Consider the following 26,829-nt stretch of genomic DNA (forward strand, 5'->3'; position numbering starts at 1 on the left):
GCAAAGACTATGGAATTTTAAAAAAGAGTCACCCCATATCAATTAAGCTTTATAAACATTTAACACTACAGCCAAAAATCTTTATAAAAACTTTATACACAACGTATTAAAAAGCAGTAACCTATAAAAAGAGAATTTTATGGGAGTGCACAAATGGGTATTAATAAATGGCTTAAGCCGCTTTTATTAACAACAATTGCGCCTATTTTTATTGTGCTGGCTATTTTTCCAGTTCGAGAGTGGCTAACGACCACCGACATTGTCATGTTGCAATTACTTTGGGTGGCATGGGTTGCGGTGCGTCAAAATGCAGCCTTAGCGGGAATTACAACGTTAGTTAGTGTGGCATGTACCGACTGGTTTTTTGTACTGCCGTACTTTACATTTCATATCGAAAAAATTGAATACTTAGTCACTTTTACTGTCATGCTTATAGTTGGCTTGATGATAAGTAAATTGGCGGGCGAGCTAAGTAAAAACGTTCGTGATACCCAGTTACATGCCAGTAATACACGATGTTTATATGAGTTAGCTAAGGCGCTTAATGGGCTTGATGATATAAACGCTCAGCGCCAAGTATTTACAACATCAATTAAAAACCATCTAGGTATTACACTTCGTTGGAACAATAATACAATGGATAATGGAGAGTACTTCAATATCGAACAAAACACACAATGGGGCGGCTTTATTTCAGATGCCGAACTTAGTCCTGAAAACCGTGCATTTATAGATACGGCACTGTCTTTGTTGTTTCAGGTCCACGAAAACTCAAATCTTAGAAACCAGTCGGCATCGATGAAAGTACAAGCAGAGTTAGAACGTGCTAAAAACGCATTGCTGCGTAGTTTATCTCATGATCTACGCACGCCTTTGGCTACTATTATGGGCTCATCAAGCATGTTAGCTGACGAAAATATTGAGCTGAGTAAGGCATCAATTACAGAACAAGCAAAAAATATTTATGAGCAAAGTGAAATCTTAAATCAGCATTTTAATAAAGTGATGGAGCTTAGTCGGGTAAATAAAATAGGAGAGCAGCTAGCATGGCAAGCTATCAACGTACATACACTTGTTACTGAGGCTAAAGCACGCAGGCAGCAGCAATTAAGTGGTTTTAACTTAGCGTTAGTCTTTGATAAATCTACTTGTTGTATAGGTGATATAACACTTTTAGAAATCGCGCTTGCGAATATATTCGAAAACGCAGCACGTTACGGTGATGGAGTGGCGACAGTGGACTTTAATACTGAGCGAATTGGTAACATAACACACTATAAAATAGCCATAAGCAATCTCATAGTTACTCATCCAAGCAGTTCGGATGAAGGAGTTGGGCTTGGTAGCGTAATTTGCGATGTAGTTGCGCAATTTCATCAAGGCGAATTTGTATTAGCTATTGATGAGCTGACCCAAGTAGCTACAGCAATACTTAGCTGGAGTGCAAAGAATGATTAATGTATTGGTGCTAGAAGACTCACCTGCACTGCAAAGTTTTTTAAAAACATTACTAGGTGCCAGTGGCTACAACGTATCAATTAGTGCGAAAGGGCTTGATGGTTTTTCATTAATGAGTGAGCAAAGCTTTGACTTAGTGTTACTTGATTTGGGATTGCTTGATATGGATGGACAGGCTTGGTTACTTGAAGTACGACAATGGAGCGAAATACCAATATTAGTGCTTTCGGCTCGCGATGGCGAGGTGGAAAAGGTTACAGCCCTTGATAATGGGGCAAACGATTATATAACCAAACCTTTTAGTGCAAATGAACTTCTGGCAAGAATGCGTGTGCTACTAAGAGTAAATACACAGCCCAGATTGGCACTGCAATGCGGTAACATCATTATAGATCCGCATAAGCACACAGTTACGCTTAACAGTAGCGATATAAAGCTCACTAATAAAGAATATAAAATTTTGCTTATGTTATTTCAAAATAAAGATAAAGTGCTTACTCATAATGCTATTTTAAGTCAGGTATGGGGGGATCAATACATTAATAGACCTGAGTATATACGTGTACATGTTGCGCAACTAAGACAAAAGCTTGAGGTAAACCCTGCAAGTCCTATTCATATCTTAACTGAGCCAGCGGTAGGTTATAGATTAGTTGGGTAGGCACTAAAAAATTATCGTCCTAAATTTAGCTATTTAGGACGATAAAGTTATACGTTTTCTAGCTTTGTTCCTTTGGTTTCTGTTACTAAGTAAATAACAAAAAGCACCGATATTAATGCGAAAAATGCATAGAGCGAATATGCGAGTACAAGCCCTCCACCGGCTAGCAATATAGGAAAGGTCATAGTGACTAAAAAATTAGCCAGCCATTGAGCAAGCCCTGCAACTCCTAAGCCTAATCCTCTCATGTTATTTGGAAATATCTCGCCTAGCATTACCCACATTACGGGACCCCATGAAAGGTTAAAAAAGAATACATATAAGTTGGCTTGTACTAGTGCAGTAAAGCCCCAGTCGCCAAGTTGTAATTGTCCTTGAGCGTCTATAGTGCCGTTAGAAAATGCGACAACTAAACCAATGAGTGAGAAGGACATGCCAATTGAACCGATTAATAAAAATGGTTTTCGGCCTAATTTATCAATAAGCGATAAAGTAATAAAGCAGGCAACTAAGCTAATTACGCCACTAATAATATTGATTAAAAGCGCATCCGATTCTGAAAAGCCAACGGCCTGCCATAATATAGCACCATAATAAAATACCACGTTAATACCGACTAGTTGCTGTAATGTTGCAAGTCCAATTGCAATATAAACGACTGGCTTTAGCTTGAATGTGTGTGATTGAAATAAGTTACTTATCTTAGGTTTTTTACTATTACCTAATGACAGCCTGATTTCTTCCCACATTGATTTGGCGTTTTTAGAACCAAATAGCTGCGATAGAATTTTCATTCCTGCTAGTTGTTTATTTTTCATTGCTAAATAACGCGGGCTTTCTGGAATAAAAAATAAAGTGACTAAAAAAATAGTTGCAGGGATTAATTCTATCCAAAACATCCATCGCCACGTATCAAAGCCTGACCAAAGCACTTCGGTTGAGTTCCCAGATATTTGTACGAGTAAATAGTTACTTAAAAAAGAGCAAAATAATCCTAAAATAATAGCAATTTGCTGAATAGAAGTAAGTGTACCACGTAAACGTGCCGGGGCTATTTCACTTATATAAGCGGGCGTTAGTATTGAAGCTGCTCCTACCGCCAAGCCGCCAATTAAGCGATAAATTATAAATTCCCCCGACGATCCTGCAATGCCTGAGCCCCAGGCACTGATGATAAAAAGAACAGCAGTTGCAAGTAATACCTTTTTACGACCAAAATGATCGGCGCTTTTACCTGCTATTAATGCACCAATAGCGCAGCCTAGCAGCATACTCGCTACATTAAAGCCGGTTACTACGCTATCAGAGTTAAAGGCATCTTTAAGTCCATCAACTGTGCCATTAATTACACCGCTATCAAAACCAAATAAAAATCCACCAATCGCAGCTACGCACGCGATAAAAAATATACGTAATAAGTTCTCGCTTTCGTTATTCTCTAACTGAATAGATTCACCACTGAGCGTGGGATCTGTCGCTGTATTTTCCATTTTATTATTCCTAGATTTTTATTATTTTTTATAAAACAATGTTAGACACTGTAAATTTATCTTTTGGTATTTTAATACCTTGCCCAGAGCCCACCGTAACAATTAAGCGTCCTTTGTACGCAACAGCAATACCTTGCTCATTGATATAAGTGAGTTTATTTTTAGGAATTGTAAATTGGACGTCGTTTTGTGCTTTGTTTTTAAGAGTAACGTGCTTAAAACTCACTAATTGTTTATTAGGTGTTCTAATTGGCGCGTCGGGCATAGAAATATAAACTTGAGCAACATCGTCAGCTGTAAAACTGCTTTGGTTAGCGATTGTTGTTGTTAGGTTTAAATCGCCAGTGTCTGCGTTTATTGAATGACGTGTGTTTTTGTATTTAAAGTCTGCGTAACTTAAGCCATAACCAAATGGGTAAAGTACTTCACCTTCATAATATTTGTATGTACGGTTTTGCATTGAGTAGTTTTTAAAGTCAGGTAAATCTGAAACTGATTTATAAAAGGTGATAGGCAATTTACCTGATGGGCTAAAGTCGCCGTAAAGTAAACCAGCTAGCGCGCTTCCTGCTGCCTCACCTGGATAGAAGCCCTGCACAATAGCGTCTATATTTTCGTTCTCCCAATTTAATGCCATTGCACTACCGCTCATATTTACAAGTACGATAGGTTTACCGGTCTGCTTTAGCTTTTTAAGTAAATTAAGTTGGCTTTTAGGTAAATTAATATTGGTTCGATCTCCGTGAGAAAACCCTTCAATTTGCAGTGGCATTTCTTCACCTTCAAGATTGGCACTAATACCGCCTACAAATACAATAACATCCGCTTCATTGGCATTGATCAGCGCTTGTTGAGTAAGGTTTTGAGGGTTTTTCAACCAGCCTAAACTCGCTGTTGGGTTAATAACGTTGCTATGCCAAAAATGATTGAATTTAGCTTGTGCAGTTAATATATATTCTTCATTTTTATTAAGCGTTATAGCGCCATTAACAGTTTTACCATTAAGTGTAAAACTTATATTGGTGGCTTTAAAATAGTATTGTGCTGTTTGCTCAGGTTTAATTATTCCGTCCCATTTAACAGCAAATTCTTGCTCAATAGAGTTGTCGATAGGGGAGCGTTCCCAGCTAAAATCGATATTTTTATCTATTTGTCGTTTAGCTGGTTGACGGTCAAAATTACTCGCTGGGTAATACTGGGCAATTAACCCTGGCTGCATTTGATTATTATGATCTAGATGAAAAAAATGCTTTGCCTCAATAGGTTGGTAATGTGTATAAACCTCACCGGTAATGCTTGAGCCTGCAGAATATGTAAGTTTATTTTTACCTAGGCGTTTTTCTAATGCGTATTTAGGAGTAATGGGTTTGATAGGTGTGCCGTTGTAATTTCCTAATAAAATAGCGGTGTTATTTGCATTCGGGCCAATTAACGCTATTTTTTCGTTACCTTTTAAAGGCAGCAATTGTTTATTTTTAAGTAATACTAATGATTTTTGAGCTGCTTCTTCGGTGAGTTTTAAATGTTCTGCAGCTCCAACTAACGTCATCGGTTTTTTAGAAAAAGGCACATTGTTAGCATCATCAAACATTCCTAATTTAAAGCGCGCATACATAAGGCGTTTTAATGCTATATCTATATCACTTTCTTCAACTAATCCTTCTTGTACGGCCTGAGTTAAATAACTATAGGTATTTCCATGATGATCACCGCAATTTAAATCGGTTCCTGTTTTAAGCGCCATCGCTGCAGCTTGTGCTTCTGTACTGACTATATTGTGTGATTTTACGTCGTAAAAATCGGCTATAGCACCACAGTCAGACACGATGTAACCCTTAAAATTAAATTCATCACGTAATTTATTTTGAATTAACTCGTTGTTACCACAAGCCGGCGTGCCATTTACGCTGTTATATGCACACATTACTGATGCTACATCCGTTTGTGCTATTACATCTTTAAATGCGGGTAAATAGGTTTCTGCTAAATCTTTTTTAGATGCAGTGTAGTCGTCACTGTGCCTTGAAACCTCCGGGCCGCTATGTACTGCATAATGCTTAAGTGTTGCTACAGATTTTAAATACTTAGAGTTATCATCTTGTAAGCCGTTAATAAAATTAACCGCAATACGGGTTGTTAAATAAGGGTCTTCACCGTAGGTTTCTTGACCACGGCCCCAGCGTGGATCTCTAAAAATATTTATGTTTGGCGACCAATACGTCAGCCCTGTATACATTGAGTGGTTATTTTCATTTAAAAAGGCATGATGCTTTGCTCTGCCTTCGTCAGAAATAGCCGTGCCAACTCTTAATATTAAGTCTTCATCAAATGTGGCAGCAAGACCAATCGCCTGAGGAAAAACAGTTGCTTTACCGGCTCTTGCTACACCGTGAAGCGCTTCGTTCCACCAATTATATTTTGGTATATTTAAGCGCTCAATCGCGGGGGGTTTATCAAATAGTTGAGCTACTTTCTCTTCTAATGTTAAGCGATTTACTAAGTCATTTACGCGCTCGTCAGTTGTTGCCGCTTCATTTAGATAAAGTGGTGTATTTATATCTGTACCTGTATTTAATTGTTTATGGGGCGCACAACTAACTAAAGTAGCGATTGCTGTAAGTGCAATAAAGCCTTTTATATTTTTGTTAACCATTGTTATCAACTCTTTATTGGTGTGTGATAAAAATAAATTAACAGAGGTTATTATTAGAGTCGTCTAAGGGTAAGATTAATATAAATTTGAACGTTTAAATGAGCGTATTTACGTAAGTTCATACTTTTATTCCCTAAATAATAGGTATTAAGCTGCAAATACGTGTTAATTACTATTTAACAGTATGATTTTCAGTCCCTATGTATTAATCCATTTATAAAAACTAAGTATGTATATATAACCAAAGTAGCTTAATAAAGCGTTCAAATAGCGGTATGTGTGGTTAGTTAGGCGATTTTTGCCTTTAATTTTATTAAACCTATACCTGCACGATAACCACATACACAAAAAAGACAGGATAAGAATTTTAAGTGCTACGTGAGTAGTCTTTAAATTCTGATTGGGGAAATAAGAATGAAGAACATAAAACAGAGCCGTAAATTTAAGTTGTCGATAATTGCCACTGCAATTATGGCATCACCATTTTCTTGTAATGTATTTGCAGCACAAGAAGAAGCCGTAGCAAAACCTAATGAAGATAATATAGAAATTGTGATTGTAGAAGGGACACGCTCAAATCTCATTAATGCCCAAAATATGAAGCGAGAAGGCGAAACAGTACTCGATGCTATCTCAGCAAAAGATATTGGGTCTTTACCTGATCGAAGTGTACTTGAGGCAATTACCCGTTTACCGGGAGTGTCTATTGAACGCTTTGCAGCTGCAAATGATCCAGATCATTATGGTGTTGAAGGTAGCGGTGTTGTTGTTCGTGGATTAACACATACACGCAGTGAATTTAACGGCCGTGACACTTTTACTGCAGATTCAGGGCGAGGATTAAGTTTTCAAGATGTACCGCCAGAATTAATGGGGTCAGTTGAATTATTTAAAAACCAATCGGCAGATATGATTGAAGGCGGTATAGCTGGTACCGTCAATTTGGTTACACGTAAACCTTTTGATGCCGACGGCCGAGTAATCGCTTTTACTTTAGATGGAACATATAGCGAATTTGCAGATGAAACAACACCGTCATTTTCTGGTTTATATAGTGATATATTTGATTTAGATAATGGCAGGCTTGGCGTATTAGTAAATTATTCAAACTCTAAACTAAAGGCGCAGTCAGACGGTACACAAATAGGCCGTTACGAAGAGCAAAATGAACTTGTTAATGGGCAAGCTGTATTTGTGCCTCGTACTACGCGTTTAACCCGAAAAGAAGATGACAGAGACAGAGAAGGTTTTGCAGGAGCACTACAGTTTGAAAATGAAAGTAAAACGCTTTTAGCTACAGCCCAATTTATTCGCTCTGATTCGTCACTAGCGTGGACCGAACACGCTATAGAAATGGCCGATGATGCTGTTATTAATGATTTAGTGGCTCTTGAAGGTACTGAGTTTGATATTACTGACCAAGGGCTTTTTGAGTCGGGTTTTATTACATCAAATGCAGGTTGGCGTGGTAATGATGCGCAGCGACAACCCCCAGGTGAATTTGGTGCACAACATGCGATGATCACACGTTTTAGAGATCAAGATAACGTAGTGGACGATTACGGCTTTAATCTTAAGTATCGACCTAACGATACATGGTCGTTTAATTTTGACGCTCAATATGTAGAGTCTACATCAGAGATTTTTGATTTTTCTGTTATGGGCGCAACTCGCACTGTAATTGGTATTGAACAAAACGGCTCAGAGTTACCTGATATTACTTTACTTGACCCAGCAAATAGCGGCGATGCAGGATTTTTTACCGATCCTCATAACTATTTTTGGCGCAGTGCAATGGATCACATATCTGATAATGATGGTAAAGAAGTTGCCTTTGCAGGTGATACACAATACACATTTGATAGTGGCTTTTTTACTAGCGTAAAAGTTGGTGCTCGTTATGCTAAGCGAGAGCAAACTACACGTCAGTCTACTTTTAATTGGGGATGGCTGTCTGAGGCGTGGGCAGGTAATGGCAGTGCATGGTTTGATGCACAAGGCGACGAGCTAGGTGCTAGTTTAGGCGATAGCTATGAGGAAGTAACTTTTGATAACTTCGCCAGAGGCGGGGTATTAAATGTTGCCTCAGAGGGAGCATTTTTGTTTCCTAAAGAGTCATTTGTAAAAGACTACAATAATGCAGAATCTGCCTTTGCGTCTTTATCACCAAATTGGCAACGTTTGTCGAGCAGAGACGGCGCGGTTGGAGATTTTTTAAATAACGAAATTAATGAAACGTCTGAGGTGAATAATGCGTTTTATATTAAAGGTAATTTTGAAGGTGAATTAGGTGACATGTTTTATAGCGGCAACGTGGGCCTACGCTATGTAAAAATAAAAAACGAAACAGATGGCTTTTTAACATTCCCAGATACCGTTGGCGATATTAACGATGCATCCGATCCCGATAATTTTTTACCCTCGGATCAAGCGGCCTTTGGCAATGCAGGATTTACAGAGCAAACTGCAAACAGCGAATACACAAATATACTGCCTAGCTTAAATGTAAAATTAAACTTGAAAGATGATTTAATTTTACGCTTTGGCTTTTCAGAAGCTATAGCACTGCCGGCTTTAGGAAACCTAAGAAACTTCGTAAAAATCACGCCTGAAGACTTAGTGATCACCTACGATGAAAGCTCAGATGAAAGACAAATTCAAGACGCACGCTATTCACGCTATACAGCTAACTCGGGAAATCCATTTTTAAAACCAATGGAGTCGTACAACTACGATTTAGCGCTAGAATGGTATTTCTCTGAAGGAGTGGGTTCACTTACATCATCATTCTTTTATAAAGATATGAGTAATTATTTTATTAATGGCTCAGTAGATAGAGAGTTTGCTAATAATGGTGCTACTCAGGTAGTACAAGTAAACGGTGCTACAAATGGTGATGAAGGTTCTGTGCAAGGTTTTGAGCTGGCTTACCAGCAGTTTTATGACTTTTTACCTGGTGCCTTTAGTGGTATCGGGATGCAGTTTAACTATACCTATATTGAAGAAGAAGGATCACCAAATGCAGGGTTATCACCAGATAAGCCTGATTCAACAGAAGGCGCCGATGTTGCATTTGATGGATTGCCTCTTGAGGGGCTTTCTAAAGACAACATAAACATTGTAGCTATGTACGAAAAATATGGCATAAATGCACGCTTAGCTTATAACTGGCGCTCTGAATATTTGCTAACCAGTAAAGATGTAATAACTCAATTACCTATCTATAACGAGGCGGGTGGTCAGCTTGATGGTTCTGTATTTTATAATCTCACGGACTCATTTCAAATTGGCTTACAAGGTACCAATTTAACTAACGAAGTGGCGCGTACTTCTATGCAAATAGACAACGATAATAATCGTATATCACGGTCTTGGTTTGCCAGCGAACGTCGATTTAGTATTATTTTAAAAGGTAACTTTTAATAAATACCATTAGTACATAAATAAACGCTATGACTGCTTATTAAGCAGTCATAGCGTTTTGTTATATAAGGTAATAAAAAATGAGTGATTCAAGAATTAAGTCTATTGTTATAGTCGGTGGTGGTTCAGCAGGATGGATGAGTGCCTCGGCGTTGGCTAAAGTTATTGGCTGTGATAATTATAGCATTACACTTGTTGAATCTAGCGAGATAGGCACTGTGTCGGTAGGTGAGGCTACTATTCCGCAAATTCAGCTATTCAATACAATACTCGATATTGATGAATCTGAGTTTATTCGCTCTACAAATGCAACGTTTAAACTAGGTATTGAGTTTATAGATTGGAAGGAAAAGGGGCATCGCTATTTTCATCCTTTTGGAAATTACGGTACTAATATGGAGGCGCTGCCTTTTCATCATTTTTGGTTGAAAATGCAAGATGACCCCAAATTTAAAAAAACTTCCAACTTATCTAACTACTCACTGGCATCGGTAGGTGCTTACGCCAACAAATTTATGCACCCGTCTACCCAGCAAAATACACCGCTAGCAGGTATTAATTATGCCTACCACTTTGACGCTACCCTTTATGCTAAATTTTTAAGCAAATACGCGATAAATAAAGGTGTTAAGCGTATTGAAGGTCAGGTTGATGAAGTAAAAACCAACCCTGTAACAGGAATGTTAGAGTCGTTAGTGTTAAACGATAACACGGTACTCAGCGGTGATTTATTTATTGATTGCTCAGGTTTTAAAGGATTGCTAATTGAGCAAGCACTTAAAACAGGCTACGAAGATTGGACCCATTTACTTCCTTGTAATAAAGCGGTTGCAGCGCCTTGTTTATCTACAAAATCACTAAACCCTTATACACAGTCTACGGCGCAGAGTGTGGGCTGGACTTGGCGAATACCGCTGCAAAACAGAGTAGGTAATGGGTTTGTGTATTCAAGCGAGTTTATGGATGACGATAAAGCGCAGAGTTTATTATTAAACACACTGGAATCAAGCCCTCTAAATGATATAAATAGCTTACAGTGGGTTACAGGTATGCGTAAAAAAAGTTGGAATAAAAACTGTATTGCTATTGGTTTATCGGCAGGCTTTGTTGAACCACTTGAATCTACAGGGTTACATTTAATTCAGTCGGCTATTGCAAAACTGATGACGTTGTTCCCAAGTAAAGCTTTTACGCAGTGCGATATTGACTTGTTTAATCAGCAAACTGAAACAGAGTATCATCGTATTCGCGATTTTATTATTTTGCATTATAAGTTAACAAATCGCGATGATAGTGAATTTTGGCGTTATTGTAAAAACATAGAAATGCCAGATTCGTTAAAACAAAAAATAGATATGTTTAGTGAAAACGGGCGTATTTTTAGACATGACAACGAATTATTTAACGAAACATCTTGGCTTGCTGTTATGCACGGACAAGGCATTAAACCTAAAAGCTACCACCCACTAGTTGATAGACTAAGCCATGATGAAATAGAGCGTAGACTAAAAAATATTGAATCAGTAATTAGTCGCTCAGCAAATGTAATGCCCGATCACCAGGCGTATATTTTAAAAAATTATACGCCATAATGCATTGTTGTAGAGAGTTGTAAGTGGACAACCTAAGCTTTTGCTTGGCGTTCCCAATGCTCTTTTCTAAATTGAGTGGGTGTTATACCCACTAGTTTTTTAAAAAATGTATTAAAAGTCGCTTTGCTGTTAAATCCTGCTTTATCCATAACGTCTAACATGGTCACTGTTTTATTTTCTTCTAAAAGTAGCAGCCGTTTACTTTCTTCAATTCTGTAGTGATTTATAAACTCAAAAAAGTTTTTACCAAAGTGCCTATTAATTATTGATGAAAGGCTTCTTGACCCCATTCCTAATTGGCTTGCTAGGTTATCTAGTGTGAGTAAATGGTTTAAATAAGGCTTGTTTTGTAGCAAGTAGCTTTCAATTTTTTGTATTTTTTCGGGTTCAAAGACCTCTGGCAATTTACTTTGTTCGGTAGTGAGTGTGTCGTCAATACCTTGGAATATTCTTGAATGACCTGCACTAAAAAATATTAGGCTCGTTATTAATAAAAGTACCGCGTAGTTAGAGGTAAGCCCCAATAGCTCGTGATCGACAATTATCCCAATGTCATAAGACATAATAATGCCAAGCGAGACAAATATTGCGTTTAAATGAACAACTAAAAAGCCAATAACTAAGACTTTTAACCAAGTCAGATCGACACTTTCTAGTTCTGCAAATTCATTTTTGATATTTTTTTGATATTTTTGTAGTTCTAAAAAGCATAAAACACTAATAGAAAAACGAAAACATTCCCGAGAAAAATAAATTATACGATCAACGATAGGTGTAGTTTCAATGGTACCGTTTTGGAGTGCATCTAATTTAACGCTGTTGTCGAGCATAAGCCAATCTAGTGTGAAATAGATGGCATAAAGTATAAAAGGAATAAAATACAGTGCGTCAATTTTTTTAACTTCATAATTTTTATTAACTAACGATTTTATATAGAGTAAAAGTAGCGGGACTTCTAACCAAAATGCTAAGCCGAATGTATAAAACAAATTTGGCGATAAATTTAATGCAAAAGGTCTAAATGCTTCACCAAAGTTTATAAGATTATCCATAGGGATAGCGGCTTGAGCTAATAAAAAGCAGGCAAGTAGGCAGTTACTTAATTTATTCCCTTTTTTTAATGTGATTAAAAATACGCTAAACGATAAGCATATAAACATTGTAAAAATTAAAGCGAGATCATGAGTGTTAAAAAGTACTTCTTTCACAATTTAATACACCTTTATTAAAATTCTTATTTGGCACATCTGTGTCATTCGTGTGGGTATGTATTATCGAACAAGTTTAAATATTTAAAACAGGTTTAGCGTTCAAATAAAGTGTATTACACGTATTAGAACGCCTAAAACCTCTATTTGAACGACATTATAGTGTATTTGTAATAAAACTATTCGCCACACTAACAAAGTATCAGGTTATCAATTTAATGAAAAATATTTATTCTTCATTTGTTTTAGGTTCATTTTTGAGCATGTCATGCTCAGCTGCATTTGCTAAAAATGATATAACGCTATGGCCAAAACAAAAACCCGCAATAGAAAAAAATGCAGCGCTAGAAGCGGACATTACACGCTTAATAAATAAAATGTCGCTGGAACAAAAAGTCGGTCAAATGGTTCAAGCAGAAATAACATGGGTAACCCCGCAAGACGTTAAAAAATACCATTTAGGATCAGTTTTAAATGGAGGAGGTACATTTTTGCATAATGACCGCAATGCAAGTGTGTCTGATTGGGTGTCGTTTATGGATGAGTTGTACTTAGCCTCAATGGATACATCCGCTGGTGGTTTAGCTATTCCTGTTACGTATGGCATTGATGCCGTACATGGAAATAATAAATTTATTGGCGCTACTTTATATCCTCATAATATTGGTTTGGGTGCAGCGCATAACCCCGCGTTAATTTATAAAATTGGTGAAGCAACAGCAAAAGAAGTGCTCCTTGCAGGAATCGATTGGACCTTTGCACCTACATTGGCAGTTGCCAGAGATGATCGGTGGGGGCGAACCTATGAAAGCTATTCTGAAGATTCAGAGATAGTTGCTTTGTATTCAAAAGAGATGATTGAAGGGCTACAAGGTCAAGTAAATACATCTAACTTTTTAGATGACGACCATATCTATTCTACCGCTAAGCATTGGGTGGGTGATGGTGGTACTTATCAAGGGGTTGATCAAGGCGATAATAGAGAAACCGAAAAAGATTTAATTAAAAACCATGCTGCGGCTTATTTCCCAGCTATAAAAGCGGGTGTGCAAAGTATTATGGCTTCGCATAATATGTGGAATGGACTGCGTTTACATGGCAGTAAATACCTGCTTACTGACGTGTTAAAAACTCGACTCGGTTTTGATGGCTTTATAGTAGGTGATTGGAATTCGCATAGTAAAATACCTGGCTGTACTAACGATAGCTGCCCACAGGCTGTAAATGCTGGGCTTGATATGTTTATGGTAGTCGAAGATTGGAAGGCTTTTATAGGTAATACAATAGAGCAAGTTGAGAATGACATTATTCCCATTGAACGTATTGACGATGCCGTTAGGCGTATTTTGCGCGTAAAAATGCGTTCGGGGTTATTCAATAAAGGGCTTCCATCAAAACGCAAATACGCTAACCAAAAACAGTTATTAGGTGCTCCTGAACACAAGGCGATTGCAAGGCAAGCTGTACGAGAGTCTTTAGTGCTGCTGAAAAACAATAATAATTTGTTACCGCTTAGCCCAAATAGTAAAGTTTTAGTTGCTGGTGACGGCGCTGATAATATGAGTAAGCAAACTGGCGGTTGGACAATTAATTGGACCGGCGAAGGTAATGTTAAGTCTGATTTCCCTGGAGGCACATCAATTTTTGATGGTATTGAGCAGGCAGTAAACAAGGCAGGTGGCAATGCTGTGCTAAGTCCTGATGGCAGTTTTAATGAAAAGCCTGATGTTGCAATTGTTGTTTTTGGTGAAAACCCATACGCAGAGTGGATTGGCGACTTGAAATCGATTGCTTATCAGGCACATTCTCATCGTGATGCTAGATTAATTGAGTCATTAAAATCGCAAGGCATAAAAGTGGTGTCGATATTTTTATCTGGCCGGCCACTTTGGGTTAATAGAGAAATAAACGCATCTGATTCGTTTGTTGCTGCTTGGCTTCCAGGTAGTGAAGGCGTTGGCGTAGCTGACGTGTTATTTACCAATAAAAAAGGAAATACTGAGTACGACTTTAAAGGTAAGCTCTCTTTTTCATGGCCTAAATATGCGTCTCAAGTTGTATTAAATAGATTCGACAAACCGTACGACCCATTATTTGCTTATGGATTTGGCTTAACTTACAAGGATAATGTAAATCTTGGTAAGTTAAATATTCACAATGATTTTGTATTTGAAGTACCCACTAATACACCCTATGTAATTATGCAAGGTAGGGCAAAAGGTGATTGGAACTATCAATTGCAAACTGAGCAAGAAACAAAAGATATCCAAACTCCGGTTGGTAAAATTCAAGGCTTAAGCATGATTGAAGCTGACAAGGAAATTCAAGGAGACGCAAAAGAATTCACTTGGACTGGCAGTAATCATGCATCTGCATTAATTAGCTCAACATGGTACAGAGAGGATTTATCGCAGTACTTAATCAATAAAAGTGCTTTAACATTTGATATACGTATAGAGGCTTACCCAGAAAAAGCGTTAAATGTTCAAATGGGCTGTGGTAAAAGCAAGTGTGGTTCGTTTGACATAGCGCCTATTATTAAAGAATTTAAATTAAGTACATGGCATAAAGTATCGATAGACCTATTGTGTTTTGCTAATAAGGGGGTTGAATTTGAACGCTCTAGTGCGCCATTTGTTTTATCAAGTGAAGGCGCAGTTAAAGTACGCGTTGCTAATGTTCAATTTGAACCTAAAGCAAAGGAAACAGCTAATATAAAATGCGGTGAATAAATGGCGCAGGGTGCATATAAGTGCACCCTTGTTGTATTTTCGTTTAAATTTAAGCACATAAGGAAAGGGCATTATGAAAAATGTTGTTTTGAAATTAACGTTAATCACTGTGTTTTTTTTGAGCGCATGCTCGGCGGTAGTAAAAGGCGATTTTAGTAAACTGAGCACAGAGTCATCTAATCAAAAAATAGCAGTTAATCAGCTTGGTTATTTAGTTAATAGCGAAAAAATAGCAATAGTGCCAAATGTAACCGCAACTACTTATGATTTAGTGGATGTAAATACCAATAAAGTAATACGTAGTGGCCAGCTATCGCACGCTAAAATGTGGGATAACGCAGGGAATGACACATTTAAACACGCTGATTTTACAGATATTGTAACACAAGGAAATTACCTTCTACGTGTAAAAGGAGTGAGAAATTCTGCCGTATTCTCGATTAATAATCATGTATATGACTCAGTTCATACAGCGGCGTTAAAATACTATTACTTAAATCGTTCAAGTATTGAAATAGAGAAAAAGTATGCAGGTATTTATGCGCGGCCTTTAGGGCATAAAGACTACGACGTGCTTTATCATTCATCAGCAGAGCAAGGTGATGACTTTAAAGCGAAAGAGGTGCAATCTCAAAAAGGCTGGTACGATGCGGGCGATTATGGCAAGTATGTTGTTAATTCTGGCATTGCAACTTACACATTGCTTGCGGCATTTGAGCACTACCCTGAAGTGTATCAAAAGCAAATATTAAACATCCCAGAATCGTCAGATAATGTCCCTGATATTATAAACGAAGCACTATGGAATCTTGAATGGCTGATCACTATGCAAAGCAAAGATGGGGGTGTTTACCACAAACTCACAACGCTAGAATGGCCAGGTTATGAAATGCCGCATGAAGATAAAAGAGCGCGCTACCTGATTGGTAAAACTACAGCTGCTAGCCTTAATTTTGTCGCTACGCTATCAGCAGCAAGTCGAGTAATTGCTCCGTATTACCCTAATAAAAGTAAACAGTATTTAGGCGCTGCAATTAAGGCGTGGAAGTACTCGCTTGAAAATCGAACCCAATATTATGAGCAACCCGCTGATGTTAAAAGCGGCGAGTATGGTGATAATCAGCTAAAAGATGAGTTTGCTTGGGCCGCTGCAGAGTTATTTATAACAACTAGATATAAAGGTTTTTATAATACTTACAATGAGATAAATATTCATTATTCAGCTCCTTCATGGAGAAATGTATCGTATCTTTCTTTAAGCAGTTTACTGTTTAAGGCAAAAGATTTATTGAGTGAACAAGAATACGAAGATCTTAAAATAAAGCAAAAGCACTTAGCTGATGTGTATTTAAAACAACATAAAAATAGCCCATATATTGTTGCGATGGAAAAGTCTGACTTTGTGTGGGGAAGTAATTCAGCAGCATTAAATAAAGCGATAGTTTTGCTACAAGCCGCTCAGTTAAATAATAATTCGCAGTACTTAAAGGCTGCGCAAGGGCTCGTTGATTACATTTTAGGACGCAACCCAACAGGGTATTCGTTTGTTACTGGTTTTGGTGATAAAACACCACAACACCCGCATCATCGAATTTCACAAAGTGATGACATTACAGCTCCAGTACCAGGTATGTTAGTTGGCGGTCCCCAAGCTGGGCAGCAGGATGAGTGTAATTATGATTCTAATGAACCTGCAAAATCGTACAGCGATAGTTGGTGTAGTTATTCAACGAACGAAGTGGCAATTAATTGGAACGCGTCACTTGTATATGTGCTGGGAGCATTAGTTAGCCGGTGATACTTACTTGAATCTTTTTATAATAGCTATAATTCACTGGTATAAAGCTTTAGCTTTCCAGTTGTGTTCAATAGTAGGTGGTTTGTTTCCTACTTTACGCTAGTAAAAGTAGAACAGATAACTTAGAGCTGTCACTCCCTGTTGTGCACCATTTATACATTGCCATACAATCTTATAATTTTACTTGTAATTATCAGGGGTAGGGGTCTAACTTTGAGGAAGATTAAAGAGCAGAAAAAGTGGTTTGGGCGCTTGGGCACAAGTTTGGGCACAAAACGATAAAAACTGGGATTTTTAGGATGATCTTTTAAGGCTTGGCTCTCGTTATTTTTAAATTTTGAATACAAAATAATAAAAAACTAAAAATTTAAGTTTCAACAAAAAATTAAACGAGTAGATTGAATAGGTAATTTAACTGTTTGAAATATAGAGTTTAATTGGTACGACCGAGTGGATTCGAACCACCGACCTCTACCATGTCAAGGTAGCGCTCTAACCAGCTGAGCTACGGTCGTACAATTTTTTAGGATTCTTAAATGTTGGTACGACTGAGTGGATTCGAACTACTGACCTTTGGACCGGGTGATCAAGAGTAGGTAGTGCTTTTTCCTTCAGTGATACTTTTTTCTTAAATGTTGGTACGACTGAGTGGATTCGAACCACTGACCCTTGGACCGGGTGATCAAGAGTAGGTAGTGCTTTTTCCTTCAGATGTACTTTTATTTATTTTACTTAAATGTTGGTACGACTGAGTGGATTCGAACCACCGACCCCTACCATGTCAAGGTAGTGCTCTAACCAACTGAGCTACAGTCGTATTACTTTATTTAAGTAGGTGTTAATTGCTTAACAACGGCGGCTAATATATAGCGTGGCGGTTGGTGAATCAAGCAAGTTTGTTGTTTTTGAGTTTATTTGCCGTTTTTTTATTCATATTGGGCTTATTTCGCACGTTTTATAAAAACCTTGCCACCAAACCACATGTTTTTTAGCTGAGCTTTTTAGTAAGTTCAGTAAGTTACTTGTCGAGCCCGTTTTGACTAAGTTATTAATTTGAGGACTTGAGATACTTTCGTTAAACCAAAGCTCATTATAAAGCGGTTGTAGTGCCTCTAGATAACCAGTTAATTGCGCTTGATAGGGCTGAATATCTTTTAAATAAAATTTTTGAAATACGTTACTTATGATTTTTGCGTTTTTATTATTTTTACCCTCTGGACATAGGGTATTAAAGTTTAGTGTTTTTACAAGCTGTGTGGCGTTGTTGTTTAACACTACCTGTTTACGGGCTGATTGAATGAGTGCTTGGTTAAATTGAAATTTATTAAGCTGCTCGAGTGCACTAAAAATAGAATCGCTATTAATTTTATTAAATTCTTTGGCGTTTATTTGCTGCTTAATGAGTACAAGTTGCTTTAGGGCATGTACGGTATCGCTAAAACCTGCTGGTTCAGTAGTAAGCTCGTTTGAGGTGAGTTGCCATGTGCGATTAAGCTCTGGCTCTTTAAATAACATGGCGTTAAAAGAGTGCATTAGGTGTATTTGTTTGTAGTTTTTGGCTGCGAGTATTTTTGTGTAACTAGGACTATTTTTATCAAGGCTGTTTAAGCAAACCTGCGCACTTTTAATAAAGTTTATTTGATATTTTAATTGCCCAGCAGCGCTGGCGGTTTTTCCTAATTGGTTATTGTGCTCACTTATAAGCACGTTTAGCTTACATTGGCTAATGCCTGCAAGCTCAACAATGCTCAGTGTTAGGTCGCTTTGTGCTATTGGGGGAGGCTGCAGTAAGGGGAGTTGCTTGAGTGGCGCAGGCTCTGTGGTGCTTGTATCAACTGTGCTACTTAAGCGTTCAATATAAGTAGCGTTTATGCTACTTTGTGGTTTGCTGCAGCCAGTAAGCGTTAAAAAACACATTACCAACATTGCAGCTGGTAATGTTTTAAGGCTGAGTTTATTAGTTTTGATTGAGTGCATCAATTTTAAAAAATTCATATTTTAAACGTTTTTTTACCGTTAGCATTAATAAAATAGCAGCGACACTAAGTCCCACTATTATCCCAGCCCAGAAACCGTGTGGCCCCATAGCTGGCACTATTATATCTGTTCTTGCCAATACGTAACCTAAACAAAAGCCGATTAACCAATACGATATAAACGTAATATACGATATAGGCGTGGTGTATTTTAACCCACGAAGTATGCCATTTGCTGCAACTTGCAATGCATCAGGTAATTGGTAAATACACGCTAAAATCATAATTGATGAAGCCAATGCCATAACAGCGGGGCTGTCGGTATACAGTTGGCTAATTAAATCACGACCGGTGAACGTAATAAGCGCTAAAAATAACGCCACAGCAATGGCTAAAATATAGCTGGTAGAAACCGCAACTTTTAATTGAGTCATGTTCTTTTGGCCGTATAAGTTACCTATACGAATGCTGATAGCGATTGATAGGCTCAGCGGCATCATAAACAGCAATGTAGTTACACTGGCTGCTATTTGATGTCCAGATATAGCCACTGCACCTAAATGCGCTATAAATAGCGGTATACACGCAAATAAAGTGACTTCAAAAAAGGTGGCGAGTGAAATTGGTATACCTAACTTAGTAATAATACCAATGGTAGTGAAATTAGGTTTTTCGAATGATGAAAGCAGGCCTTTAGCATCTACTTTTTTACTCATTTGGCAGTAAGTGACTTGTGCTATTGCCATAACAGATAAAACAATGGCTGTTGCAATACCACAGCCCGCGCCGCCATAAGCAGGAAAACCAAATAAGCCATTTATGAAAATATAATTTACCGGAATATTAACAGCTAAACCTAATAGGCTTATGTAAAACGCGGGCTTGGTCATTCCCATGCCTTCGGTAACGTTTCTGTATACCGTAAAAATTAAAAATCCAAATACACCCCATTTCACAAAGTGGATGTAGTCAATAGCAAGGCTTGCAATAGCAGGCGTTGTATCGAGCTTAAAAATAATAGCATCCGCTAAATGGGCAATTCCAAAGCCTGTAAAGCTCAAAATAGCGGTTAAATAAAGCGCTTGTTGAAAATAGTGGCTAATGCCTTTATGGTCATCACTGCCCGAAAACTGCGCAATAATACCAGTAAGCGCTAATAAAATACCTTGAAGGCCAAGTAATAATGGGTTCCATATTCCTGTTGCAATAGAAAGTGCCGCTAAGTCAGTAGGGCTAACTTGGCCTGCCATAATTGTGTCGACGACCGACATTAAAATAAGTGTAATTTGCGCTAAAAAAACAGGTAAAGCGAGGGAAAGTAAACGCTTGGCTTCCCAATTGCAAAAGGTCATAAAAACAGCTAGTTGATAAAATAGGGCGTAATTGTAATCTATTGGGGTTTAAATAAAAATCACAGGAGTGAATGATTTTATGAGTTGATACGTTAAACTAGCACTTTGTAATAATTTAAAGTGATTTTATGTTTACAGGAATAGTGCAAACGCAAGCTACCGTGGTCTCAAAAACTCAAACAGACGGTGTTTTACGCTTAGTTGTATCGGTAAGCGATGAGTACGTTAAGCATTTAGATTTAGGCGCAAGCATTGCTATTAATGGCTGTTGTTTAACAGTTGTGCAAGTTGAGCTAAGTAATCACGATGTGGTGGCGCAAGTTCATTTTGATGTGATTGACGAAACTCTAAAGCTAACTAATTTAGGGCTGCTTGAGCTAGGTAGTTTAGTTAATTACGAACGCTCTGTTACGTTTGGTACTGAGCTAGGTGGGCATATAGTGTCTGGGCATATTCATTGTACGTCACAAATTTCTCAACTAGTGAAGCTTGAGAATAATTGTAAAATTCAGTTAAGCCTGCCAAAAGAATGGCAAAAGTATGTGTTGTATAAAGGGTTTGTTGCGATAAATGGCGCAAGCTTAACCGTGGGCGAAGTTGATGAACAAGGTTTTTGGTTACACCTAATTCCGGAAACGCTCGCCATTACAAACATTGGTGCAGCGCAAGTGGGTGACAAGTTTAACACTGAAGTTGATCAGCAAACTTACACTATTGTAAATACGGTAGAAAACTACTTACGCCATCAGGCTTAAGTTAAAATATTTGTTCGTCATCACTGTCTACGTGTAGCTCTAATTTATTGTTAGCATGGTCTATATGCATATTTAAATGAATTGGGTTACAGCAGGCAGTGCAATCTTCTATATAGTCTTGATCGCCGCTGCTAGCGTCTAGGTCTAAATGAATATGGTGTCCGCAGTGTGGGCACGTTATTCGTTGTGATAAAAAATCTTTCATAATCACTCCAGTTATAAATAATTAAGTTAGGCTCAACTTAATCGCTTACAGATGAACGTCTACTTACTCATTAAATATAGTGCTGAAATGCAGCTTATGACACTTATTTTATGCCTTCAAATACTAGCTTTTCTATATGTTGTTTAGCTTCAGTAAGATAGTGACCGGCAAAGATGTTAGCGTGATTTAAAATAGGGTATAGCTGGTATATTAACTTACGTTTTTCGTAATTTTGAGAAAGCGGGTAGTGCGCGTTATAGGCGCTATAAAAGTCTTTTGGCAGTGGCGCAAATAGTTCGCTCATTGCAATATCGATTTCCCGATCACCATAATAACAAGCTGGGTTAAATACCGTAGGCTCTGCTTTTAAAAAGCCCATATTTCCACGCCAAAAATCGCCATGCAGTAATGATGGCTCAACTTGATGACTGTGCAGCTGTTCTTTAACGGCATTAATTAAGCGCTCGGGTTCAATAAAGTTAATGCCTTTTTCAGCGAGTAGCTGTAATTGCCACCCTATACGTTCTTCGGCGTAAAATACATCCCATTTTTTGTGCCATCGGTTGGGTTGTATGGTAGTGGCTATGTAATTGTCTACATCAAAGCCAAACATGGCTTGGTCGTGTTTTTGATGCATTTTAGCGAGGCTGCTTCCCATAGTTGCCCACGTGTTGTGGGGTTGTTTATCTAAAATAAGCCACTGTAAAACAATAAATGAAAACTCTATATTTGCACCGGTTGTAATACATTCAGGGACTTTAAAATTACTATTTTGCGCCAAAAGCTTTAAGCCAATAAATTCACTTTCTAAACGCTCGAGTTCGCTTTTTAATGCTATTTTAACGAAGAAGTTATGCGTACCATTGGTAATATGAAATAGTTTGTCGGTATTTGTACTTTGTAATTGGCGTTTATAGGTGTGTTTAAAGTCAAAATTAATAGCTTGGCTGATGTGCTCATTTACTGTTTTCCACATAATAATTGTTCACCTTTTAAACAGATACTTAAACTATGGCAAAAAGAGATTAATTTAACAATCTAATCGTTGTAAAATTGGCGGCTAGGTTTAAATAAATAATTACAACGACTGTAATGGAGTAAAAATGAACAAAAGTTTAATAACCAATTTGCTAGCGGGTTTATGTGTTGTTGTTGGTTTTATGTTTAACCAAGCAATTGTGTTATCTGTTGGTTTATTTGCACTTTCTGGCGCGGTAACTAATTTATTAGCTATTCATATGTTATTCGAAAAAGTCCCGTTTTTATATGGCTCAGGCGTTATAGCGCTTAAGTTTGAAAGCTTTAAAGTCGCTATACGAAACCTAATATTAACGGAGTTTTTTTCAGAGCAAAAAATTAATAATTTACTCAATAAAGCGCAGCCTAATATCGATTTTGAGCCAATAATTAGTAATGTTGATTTAAACCCTGCATTCGACAATTTACTTGTCGTTATTGAAGAATCTCAGTTTGGTAGCATGTTAGGTATGTTTGGCGGCACAGCGGCAATAGAGCCAATGCGTGAAAAGTTTATTGAAAAAATGCAATTGTCGCTTGGTGAAATCTCTCAAACTGACGACTTTAAAGCATTAGTAACCCAAACACTTTCACAAGGTAATAGTGCTGAGAGTTTACATAAAACGGTACTTAAATTAGTAGATGAGCGCCTAGATGAGCTTACCCCTAAAATGGTTAAAGAGATTATTCAAACCATGATCCGCGAGCACCTAGGCTGGCTTGTAGTATGGGGTGGTGTGTTTGGTGGTTTGTTTGGTTTAATTGCAGCGCTTATTTAAGCGCTGTTCTGTGTTAGGTGATATCTGTAAAATAATTAAATTAAATGCTTTTTTACGGCTGACATATTTTTTCAGGCTGTTATTATCGCCCCCATAATTTAGTCGTGTTTTTTAGGAGCAACGGTGAGCAAAACGTTAGCCAGTTATTACCAGCAAGCATACGCTTGCGATCAGCAGCATTTTAACCAGTGTTTTTATTGTGGCTGTGAAGCGACAGAGCGCGACCATTGTCCGCCGCTGCATATGCTACAAAGCATTGTTGATTTAGGTGAAGAGGCTGACTTTATATCTATTGCGGCTTGTTATGAGTGCCATGCACTTTTACATAACGAAAGGCTGATGACGATTGATGAGCGCTTTAGTAAAATGAAAAAAAAGCTTGCCACTAAATATGCAAAACCACTGCGTGTTTATAATATGTGGGAAGAAAACGAACTTGGCGATATGAGCGACGAGTTTGCGCATAGTATTGCAGCGGGTATGAAATTAGGAAAAGAAGCCGCTGAGCGTTTAGCGTTTACTGGTTTTAGTTATGCCACAGAAGATGCCAAAGTAGCAGTGCGTGAAAAAACGAAAGAGTTTGATGTAGAGGGCATGATATTTACCGACTTTAAAGAGGCGCTAAATTATTGCATTAACGATTTAAACGTACAAAAAAGTGATTTTTATAAAATTTTGGTTGAAGACTACCAAGGTGATTTTAATAAAGCATTGAGCCAGTATCGCCACCGACATGACAAAGTAACTGCAGCTAAAGACGGTAATACACTTATTAAAGATTTTTCTAAGCTACATAAGCAAAACTCTGATTTTGTAACGCGTACGGTTAAGCACTTTATTAGCAAAGATCCATCGCTTACAACCGAAGGTGCGCTTGAAAAGTTGTATAACAATTATATAAAGAAATAATCACAGAAATTCATCTTAATTAACTGCGTTTTCACCTGTTTTTTTGGCTTTATTCCTTAGCTTTCGCTAAAGTAGCAAAAAAACAGGAGATCCAAACAACATGCAAAAATTTGCACCTTCTTTATTAGCGGTTGGCTTAGCTGCCGCACTTGTCGGTTGCCAAGAAAATGGCCCGCAAGACGATAAAATAACAATCAACAAAAATCCTTATCCAAGTACTTATCAGCCCGTTTCTACATCAAGCACACTTATTACAAATGCAACAGTACTTACAGGTACTGGTGAGCGTTTAGATGATGCTGATGTATTACTTGTTGGCGGCAAAGTACAACAAGTCGGTAAAGACTTAAATGCGACTGCTGATATTACAATTGATGCACAAGGCAAATGGGTAACACCAGGTATTATCGACGTACATTCACATTTAGGCGCTTACCCAAGCCCATCGGTTGAGTCGCATCAAGATGGTAACGAAATGACAAGCCCTAACACTGCAGAAGTGTGGGTTGAGCATTCTGTTTGGCCACAAGATCCAGGCTTTAATCGTGCACGTGAAGGCGGCATTACTTCTCTGCAAATTTTACCAGGATCAGCTAATTTATTTGGTGGACGCGGCGTTACGCTTAAAAACGTCCCTGCACATACTATGCAAGGTATGAAGTTTCCTGGTGCGCCATACGGTTTAAAAATGGCGTGTGGTGAAAACCCTAAACGTGTTTATGGTCGTCAAGGTGTATTGCCTTCAACCCGTATGGGTAATATGGCTGGTTACCGTATGGCGTGGGCTGAAGCCGCTGAATACAAACGCGCGTGGGATAAATACGATGCCGATTATGAAGCCGGTTTAAACCCAGAAGCACCAGTACGTGACATTAAACACGATACACTTCGCGGTGTGCTTGAGGGCGAAGTACGTATCCATAATCATTGTTATAAAGCTGAAGAAATGGCAATGATGATTGACCTGTCAAAAGAATTTAATTACGACGCGGGCACATTCCATCACGGTGTAGAAGCATATAAAATTGCTGACCTACTAGCCCAAAATGGTTCGTGTGCTGCACTTTGGCCAGACTGGTGGGGTTTTAAAATGGAAGCCTACGACATGGTTCAAGAAAACGTAGCTATTGTTGATGCGGTTAAAAACTCGTGTGCGGTTGTTCACTCAGATTCAGATACTACTATTCAGCGCTTAAACCAAGAAGCTGGCAAGGTTATGTACCGTGCTAACGAAAACGGTTTTGATATTTCTGAGCAACACGCTATTAAATGGATCACGGCTAACGCTGCTAAATCGTTAGGTATTGATGACAAAACAGGTTCACTAGAAGCGGGTAAGCAGGGCGATGTGGTTATTTGGAATCAAAGCCCATTTAGTGTTTATGCTAAAGCTGAACAAGTGTTTGTTGATGGTGCAAAAGTTTACGATAGAAACGACAGCGCGTATCAAGCAACAAGTGATTTTATGTTAGGTCAACAATAAGGAGCACCCAGAATGAAAAATTTATCACGTTCGTTTTCGCTTTCTCTGGTTGCTGCAGGATTATTAGCATCTGGTGCTGTAAGCGCACAATCGCTAGCAATTATTAATGCAACATTGCATACGTCATCTGATCAAGGTGTATTAGAAGCGGCAAGCATTGTAATGACAGATGGCAAAATTACAGCGATTAACCCAACTGAAATTAAAGTAGATGAAATTATTGATGCAAAGGGCCAAATTGTAACCCCAGGCTTTATTGCAAGTATTAATCAACTTGGTTTAGTTGAAGTAAGTGCAGTTGCAGGCTCTCGCGATGCAGGCGAAGAAAAAGCAGGTATTGATTTTGACGTAAGCCTTGCTTACAACGCACATTCAAGCTTAGTTCCTTATGCTCGTAAAGGCGGTGTAACACGCGATGTAATTACCCCTCATGGTGGTGATAGCATCTTTTCGGGCCTAGCGAGTGTTGTTGATTTAAGTGGTAGTTTTGATAGCGACATGCAAAAACAAGCAGCTTTAATTGTTTACTTAGGTGAGCGTAGTAAAGGTTCTCGTGCTTTTACTTTGCAAACACTTATTAATAAGCTTGATGAGCACGAAACTAAAGCCGGTAAAAAAGCTAAAAAAGATGACGACAAGCCAAGTACTGAAGACAAAGTAATGGCAAAAATACTCAGTGGCGAAATGCCATTAGTGGTTGGCGTATCACGTGCGGCAGATATTATTGAGCTTATTAAAGTAAAAGAGCAATTTGGTATTAACTTGGTACTTAATGGCGCACAAGACGCTGTTGTAGTAAAAGAGCGAGTTGCTAAAGCAAATATCCCAGTGATCGTTAGTGCAATGGATAGCTTACCAGCAAGTTTTGATTCGCTTCATGCGAGTTTAGATAATGCAGGTGTGCTTGAAAAAGCAGGGGTTAAAGTATTATTAACGGTAGGTGGCGATGCAAGCCACAATATCTATCAGCTGCGTTTTGATGCTGGTAATGCAGTATCGTATGGTATGAGCCAAGAAGGTGCGTTAAAAGCGGTTACATCAAACGTTGCAGATGTATTTGGTATCAATGCCGGTAGTCTTGAAGTAGGTAAAGCCGCTGATGTAGTAATGTGGAGTAATGACCCGTTTGAACTAAGCAGCCACGTGAGCAAAATGTTTATAAATGGCGTTGAGGTATCTACACAATCTCGCCAAGATAAACTGCGTGACCGTTATACAACTGATTCAAAAATGCCACGCGCCTATACAAAATAGTATTGCCTACTATTTTTATTTAGGTAAAAGAAAAGGCTGCAACTGCAGCCTTTTTTTATGGTTACAAAAAAGCCGCTTACTTTT

18 protein-coding genes and 2 tRNA genes are annotated in these 26,829 nt (G+C 38.1%); 11 read left to right on the forward strand and 9 right to left on the reverse strand.

Going from position 1 to position 26,829, the window contains the following annotated elements:
• Positions 1-153 precede the first annotated feature (153 nt).
• Both WNY79_RS03955 and WNY79_RS03960 read left to right on the forward strand, forming a co-directional pair.
• On the forward strand, positions 154-1,458 hold the full coding sequence (locus WNY79_RS03955; protein WP_342875211.1) for a DUF4118 domain-containing protein: 1,305 nt from the start codon (positions 154-156) through the stop codon (positions 1,456-1,458).
• Positions 1,451-2,119 (forward strand): response regulator transcription factor, encoded by a 669-nt coding sequence (locus WNY79_RS03960; RefSeq protein ID WP_303440460.1) that lies wholly within the window; start codon positions 1,451-1,453, stop codon positions 2,117-2,119. The genes WNY79_RS03955 and WNY79_RS03960 overlap by 8 nt, the downstream gene beginning before the upstream one ends.
• Positions 2,120-2,166: 47 nt before the next feature.
• Here the strand turns inward: WNY79_RS03960 and WNY79_RS03965 are convergent, their stop codons facing one another.
• On the reverse strand, positions 2,167-3,609 hold the full coding sequence (locus WNY79_RS03965) for a sugar porter family MFS transporter (protein WP_342875212.1): 1,443 nt from the start codon (positions 3,607-3,609) through the stop codon (positions 2,167-2,169).
• 28 nt (positions 3,610-3,637) lie between these two features.
• Positions 3,638-6,262: a glycoside hydrolase family 3 C-terminal domain-containing protein gene (locus tag WNY79_RS03970; RefSeq protein ID WP_342875213.1), complete on the reverse strand. Its 2,625-nt coding sequence runs from the start codon at positions 6,260-6,262 to the stop codon at positions 3,638-3,640.
• A gap of 414 nt (positions 6,263-6,676) precedes the next feature.
• Between WNY79_RS03970 and WNY79_RS03975 the strand changes: the two genes are divergently transcribed.
• Together WNY79_RS03975 and WNY79_RS03980 are read left to right on the forward strand one after the other, a co-directional pair.
• The gene (locus WNY79_RS03975) at positions 6,677-9,685 is read left to right on the forward strand and encodes a TonB-dependent receptor (RefSeq protein WP_342875214.1); all 3,009 of its coding nucleotides are present in this window, start codon (positions 6,677-6,679) and stop codon (positions 9,683-9,685) included.
• An 80-nt stretch (positions 9,686-9,765) separates the two neighbouring features.
• Positions 9,766-11,277 (forward strand): tryptophan halogenase family protein, encoded by a 1,512-nt coding sequence (locus WNY79_RS03980; protein ID WP_342875215.1) that lies wholly within the window; start codon positions 9,766-9,768, stop codon positions 11,275-11,277.
• A 32-nt stretch (positions 11,278-11,309) separates the two neighbouring features.
• On the opposite strand, the gene WNY79_RS03985 is transcribed toward WNY79_RS03980, so the two are convergent.
• Positions 11,310-12,485 (reverse strand): AraC family transcriptional regulator, encoded by a 1,176-nt coding sequence (locus WNY79_RS03985; protein WP_303440450.1) that lies wholly within the window; start codon positions 12,483-12,485, stop codon positions 11,310-11,312.
• Positions 12,486-12,703: 218 nt separating this feature from the next.
• Here WNY79_RS03985 and WNY79_RS03990 point away from each other — a divergent pair, with 218 nt between their 5' ends.
• Together WNY79_RS03990 and WNY79_RS03995 are read left to right on the forward strand one after the other, a co-directional pair.
• A complete protein-coding gene (locus WNY79_RS03990) occupies positions 12,704-15,217 on the forward strand; it encodes a glycoside hydrolase family 3 N-terminal domain-containing protein (RefSeq protein ID WP_342875216.1) in 2,514 nt (837 codons plus the stop codon).
• 73 nt (positions 15,218-15,290) lie between these two features.
• Positions 15,291-17,015 carry a glycoside hydrolase family 9 protein gene (locus WNY79_RS03995; RefSeq protein ID WP_342875217.1) on the forward strand — a complete coding sequence of 575 codons (1,725 nt, stop codon included), beginning with the start codon at positions 15,291-15,293 and terminating at the stop codon, positions 17,013-17,015.
• A gap of 438 nt (positions 17,016-17,453) precedes the next feature.
• On the opposite strand, the gene WNY79_RS04000 is transcribed toward WNY79_RS03995, so the two are convergent.
• The 4 genes from WNY79_RS04000 to WNY79_RS04015 form a co-directional block, all read right to left on the reverse strand.
• Positions 17,454-17,530, reverse strand: a tRNA-Val gene (locus WNY79_RS04000).
• A 225-nt stretch (positions 17,531-17,755) separates the two neighbouring features.
• Positions 17,756-17,832: transfer RNA gene (locus WNY79_RS04005), tRNA-Val, on the reverse strand.
• A 113-nt stretch (positions 17,833-17,945) separates the two neighbouring features.
• Positions 17,946-19,010: a DUF3080 family protein gene (locus tag WNY79_RS04010; RefSeq protein ID WP_342875218.1), complete on the reverse strand. Its 1,065-nt coding sequence runs from the start codon at positions 19,008-19,010 to the stop codon at positions 17,946-17,948.
• On the reverse strand, positions 18,973-20,343 hold the full coding sequence (locus WNY79_RS04015) for an MATE family efflux transporter (protein ID WP_342875219.1): 1,371 nt from the start codon (positions 20,341-20,343) through the stop codon (positions 18,973-18,975). Before WNY79_RS04015 ends, WNY79_RS04010 begins: the two co-directional genes overlap by 38 nt.
• A gap of 128 nt (positions 20,344-20,471) precedes the next feature.
• On the opposite strand from WNY79_RS04015, the gene WNY79_RS04020 reads away from it, so the two are divergent.
• The gene (locus tag WNY79_RS04020; protein ID WP_342875220.1) at positions 20,472-21,098 is read left to right on the forward strand and encodes a riboflavin synthase subunit alpha; all 627 of its coding nucleotides are present in this window, start codon (positions 20,472-20,474) and stop codon (positions 21,096-21,098) included.
• 1 nt (position 21,099) lies between these two features.
• On the opposite strand, the gene WNY79_RS04025 is transcribed toward WNY79_RS04020, so the two are convergent.
• Both WNY79_RS04025 and WNY79_RS04030 read right to left on the reverse strand, forming a co-directional pair.
• On the reverse strand, positions 21,100-21,303 hold the full coding sequence (locus WNY79_RS04025; RefSeq protein ID WP_002962509.1) for a CPXCG motif-containing cysteine-rich protein: 204 nt from the start codon (positions 21,301-21,303) through the stop codon (positions 21,100-21,102).
• Between the two features lie 103 nt (positions 21,304-21,406).
• On the reverse strand, positions 21,407-22,279 hold the full coding sequence (locus WNY79_RS04030; protein ID WP_024599031.1) for a fructosamine kinase family protein: 873 nt from the start codon (positions 22,277-22,279) through the stop codon (positions 21,407-21,409).
• Between the two features lie 127 nt (positions 22,280-22,406).
• On the opposite strand from WNY79_RS04030, the gene WNY79_RS04035 reads away from it, so the two are divergent.
• The 4 genes from WNY79_RS04035 (at position 22,407) to WNY79_RS04050 (ending at position 26,745) form a co-directional block, all read left to right on the forward strand.
• On the forward strand, positions 22,407-23,099 hold the full coding sequence (locus WNY79_RS04035; RefSeq protein ID WP_197185786.1) for a DUF445 domain-containing protein: 693 nt from the start codon (positions 22,407-22,409) through the stop codon (positions 23,097-23,099).
• Positions 23,100-23,222: 123 nt separating this feature from the next.
• Positions 23,223-24,008, forward strand: coding sequence for a hypothetical protein (locus WNY79_RS04040; RefSeq protein ID WP_024599033.1), 786 nt, complete (start codon positions 23,223-23,225; stop codon positions 24,006-24,008).
• A 100-nt stretch (positions 24,009-24,108) separates the two neighbouring features.
• Positions 24,109-25,491 (forward strand): amidohydrolase, encoded by a 1,383-nt coding sequence (locus tag WNY79_RS04045; protein ID WP_342875221.1) that lies wholly within the window; start codon positions 24,109-24,111, stop codon positions 25,489-25,491.
• A 12-nt stretch (positions 25,492-25,503) separates the two neighbouring features.
• Complete coding sequence (locus WNY79_RS04050; protein WP_342875222.1) at positions 25,504-26,745, forward strand: amidohydrolase family protein; 1,242 nt, start codon at positions 25,504-25,506, stop codon at positions 26,743-26,745.
• The last annotated feature ends 84 nt before the right edge of the window (positions 26,746-26,829 follow it).

It is taken from the genome of Pseudoalteromonas sp. AS84, assembly GCF_038900255.1.
Classification (GTDB): domain Bacteria; phylum Pseudomonadota; class Gammaproteobacteria; order Enterobacterales; family Alteromonadaceae; genus Pseudoalteromonas.

Excerpts from the sequence above, each read along its gene's own strand:
- WNY79_RS03990 (WP_342875216.1), top strand. The coding sequence starts at position 12,704 with ATGAAAAATATTTATTCTTCATTTGTTTTAGGTTCATTTTTGAGCATG.
- WNY79_RS04035 (WP_197185786.1), top strand. The coding sequence starts at position 22,407 with ATGAACAAAAGTTTAATAACCAATTTGCTAGCGGGTTTATGTGTTGTT.
- WNY79_RS03980 (WP_342875215.1), top strand. The coding sequence starts at position 9,766 with ATGAGTGATTCAAGAATTAAGTCTATTGTTATAGTCGGTGGTGGTTCA.
- WNY79_RS04030 (WP_024599031.1), bottom strand. The coding sequence starts at position 22,279 with ATGTGGAAAACAGTAAATGAGCACATCAGCCAAGCTATTAATTTTGAC.
- WNY79_RS04020 (WP_342875220.1), top strand. The coding sequence starts at position 20,472 with ATGTTTACAGGAATAGTGCAAACGCAAGCTACCGTGGTCTCAAAAACT.
- WNY79_RS03955 (WP_342875211.1), top strand. The coding sequence starts at position 154 with ATGGGTATTAATAAATGGCTTAAGCCGCTTTTATTAACAACAATTGCG.
- WNY79_RS03995 (WP_342875217.1), top strand. The coding sequence starts at position 15,291 with ATGAAAAATGTTGTTTTGAAATTAACGTTAATCACTGTGTTTTTTTTG.
- WNY79_RS04050 (WP_342875222.1), top strand. The coding sequence starts at position 25,504 with ATGAAAAATTTATCACGTTCGTTTTCGCTTTCTCTGGTTGCTGCAGGA.
- WNY79_RS04015 (WP_342875219.1), bottom strand. The coding sequence starts at position 20,343 with ATGACCTTTTGCAATTGGGAAGCCAAGCGTTTACTTTCCCTCGCTTTA.
- WNY79_RS03970 (WP_342875213.1), bottom strand. The coding sequence starts at position 6,262 with ATGGTTAACAAAAATATAAAAGGCTTTATTGCACTTACAGCAATCGCT.
- WNY79_RS04025 (WP_002962509.1), bottom strand. The coding sequence starts at position 21,303 with ATGAAAGATTTTTTATCACAACGAATAACGTGCCCACACTGCGGACAC.
- WNY79_RS04045 (WP_342875221.1), top strand. The coding sequence starts at position 24,109 with ATGCAAAAATTTGCACCTTCTTTATTAGCGGTTGGCTTAGCTGCCGCA.
- WNY79_RS04010 (WP_342875218.1), bottom strand. The coding sequence starts at position 19,010 with ATGAATTTTTTAAAATTGATGCACTCAATCAAAACTAATAAACTCAGC.
- WNY79_RS03965 (WP_342875212.1), bottom strand. The coding sequence starts at position 3,609 with ATGGAAAATACAGCGACAGATCCCACGCTCAGTGGTGAATCTATTCAG.
- WNY79_RS03960 (WP_303440460.1), top strand. The coding sequence starts at position 1,451 with ATGATTAATGTATTGGTGCTAGAAGACTCACCTGCACTGCAAAGTTTT.
- WNY79_RS03975 (WP_342875214.1), top strand. The coding sequence starts at position 6,677 with ATGAAGAACATAAAACAGAGCCGTAAATTTAAGTTGTCGATAATTGCC.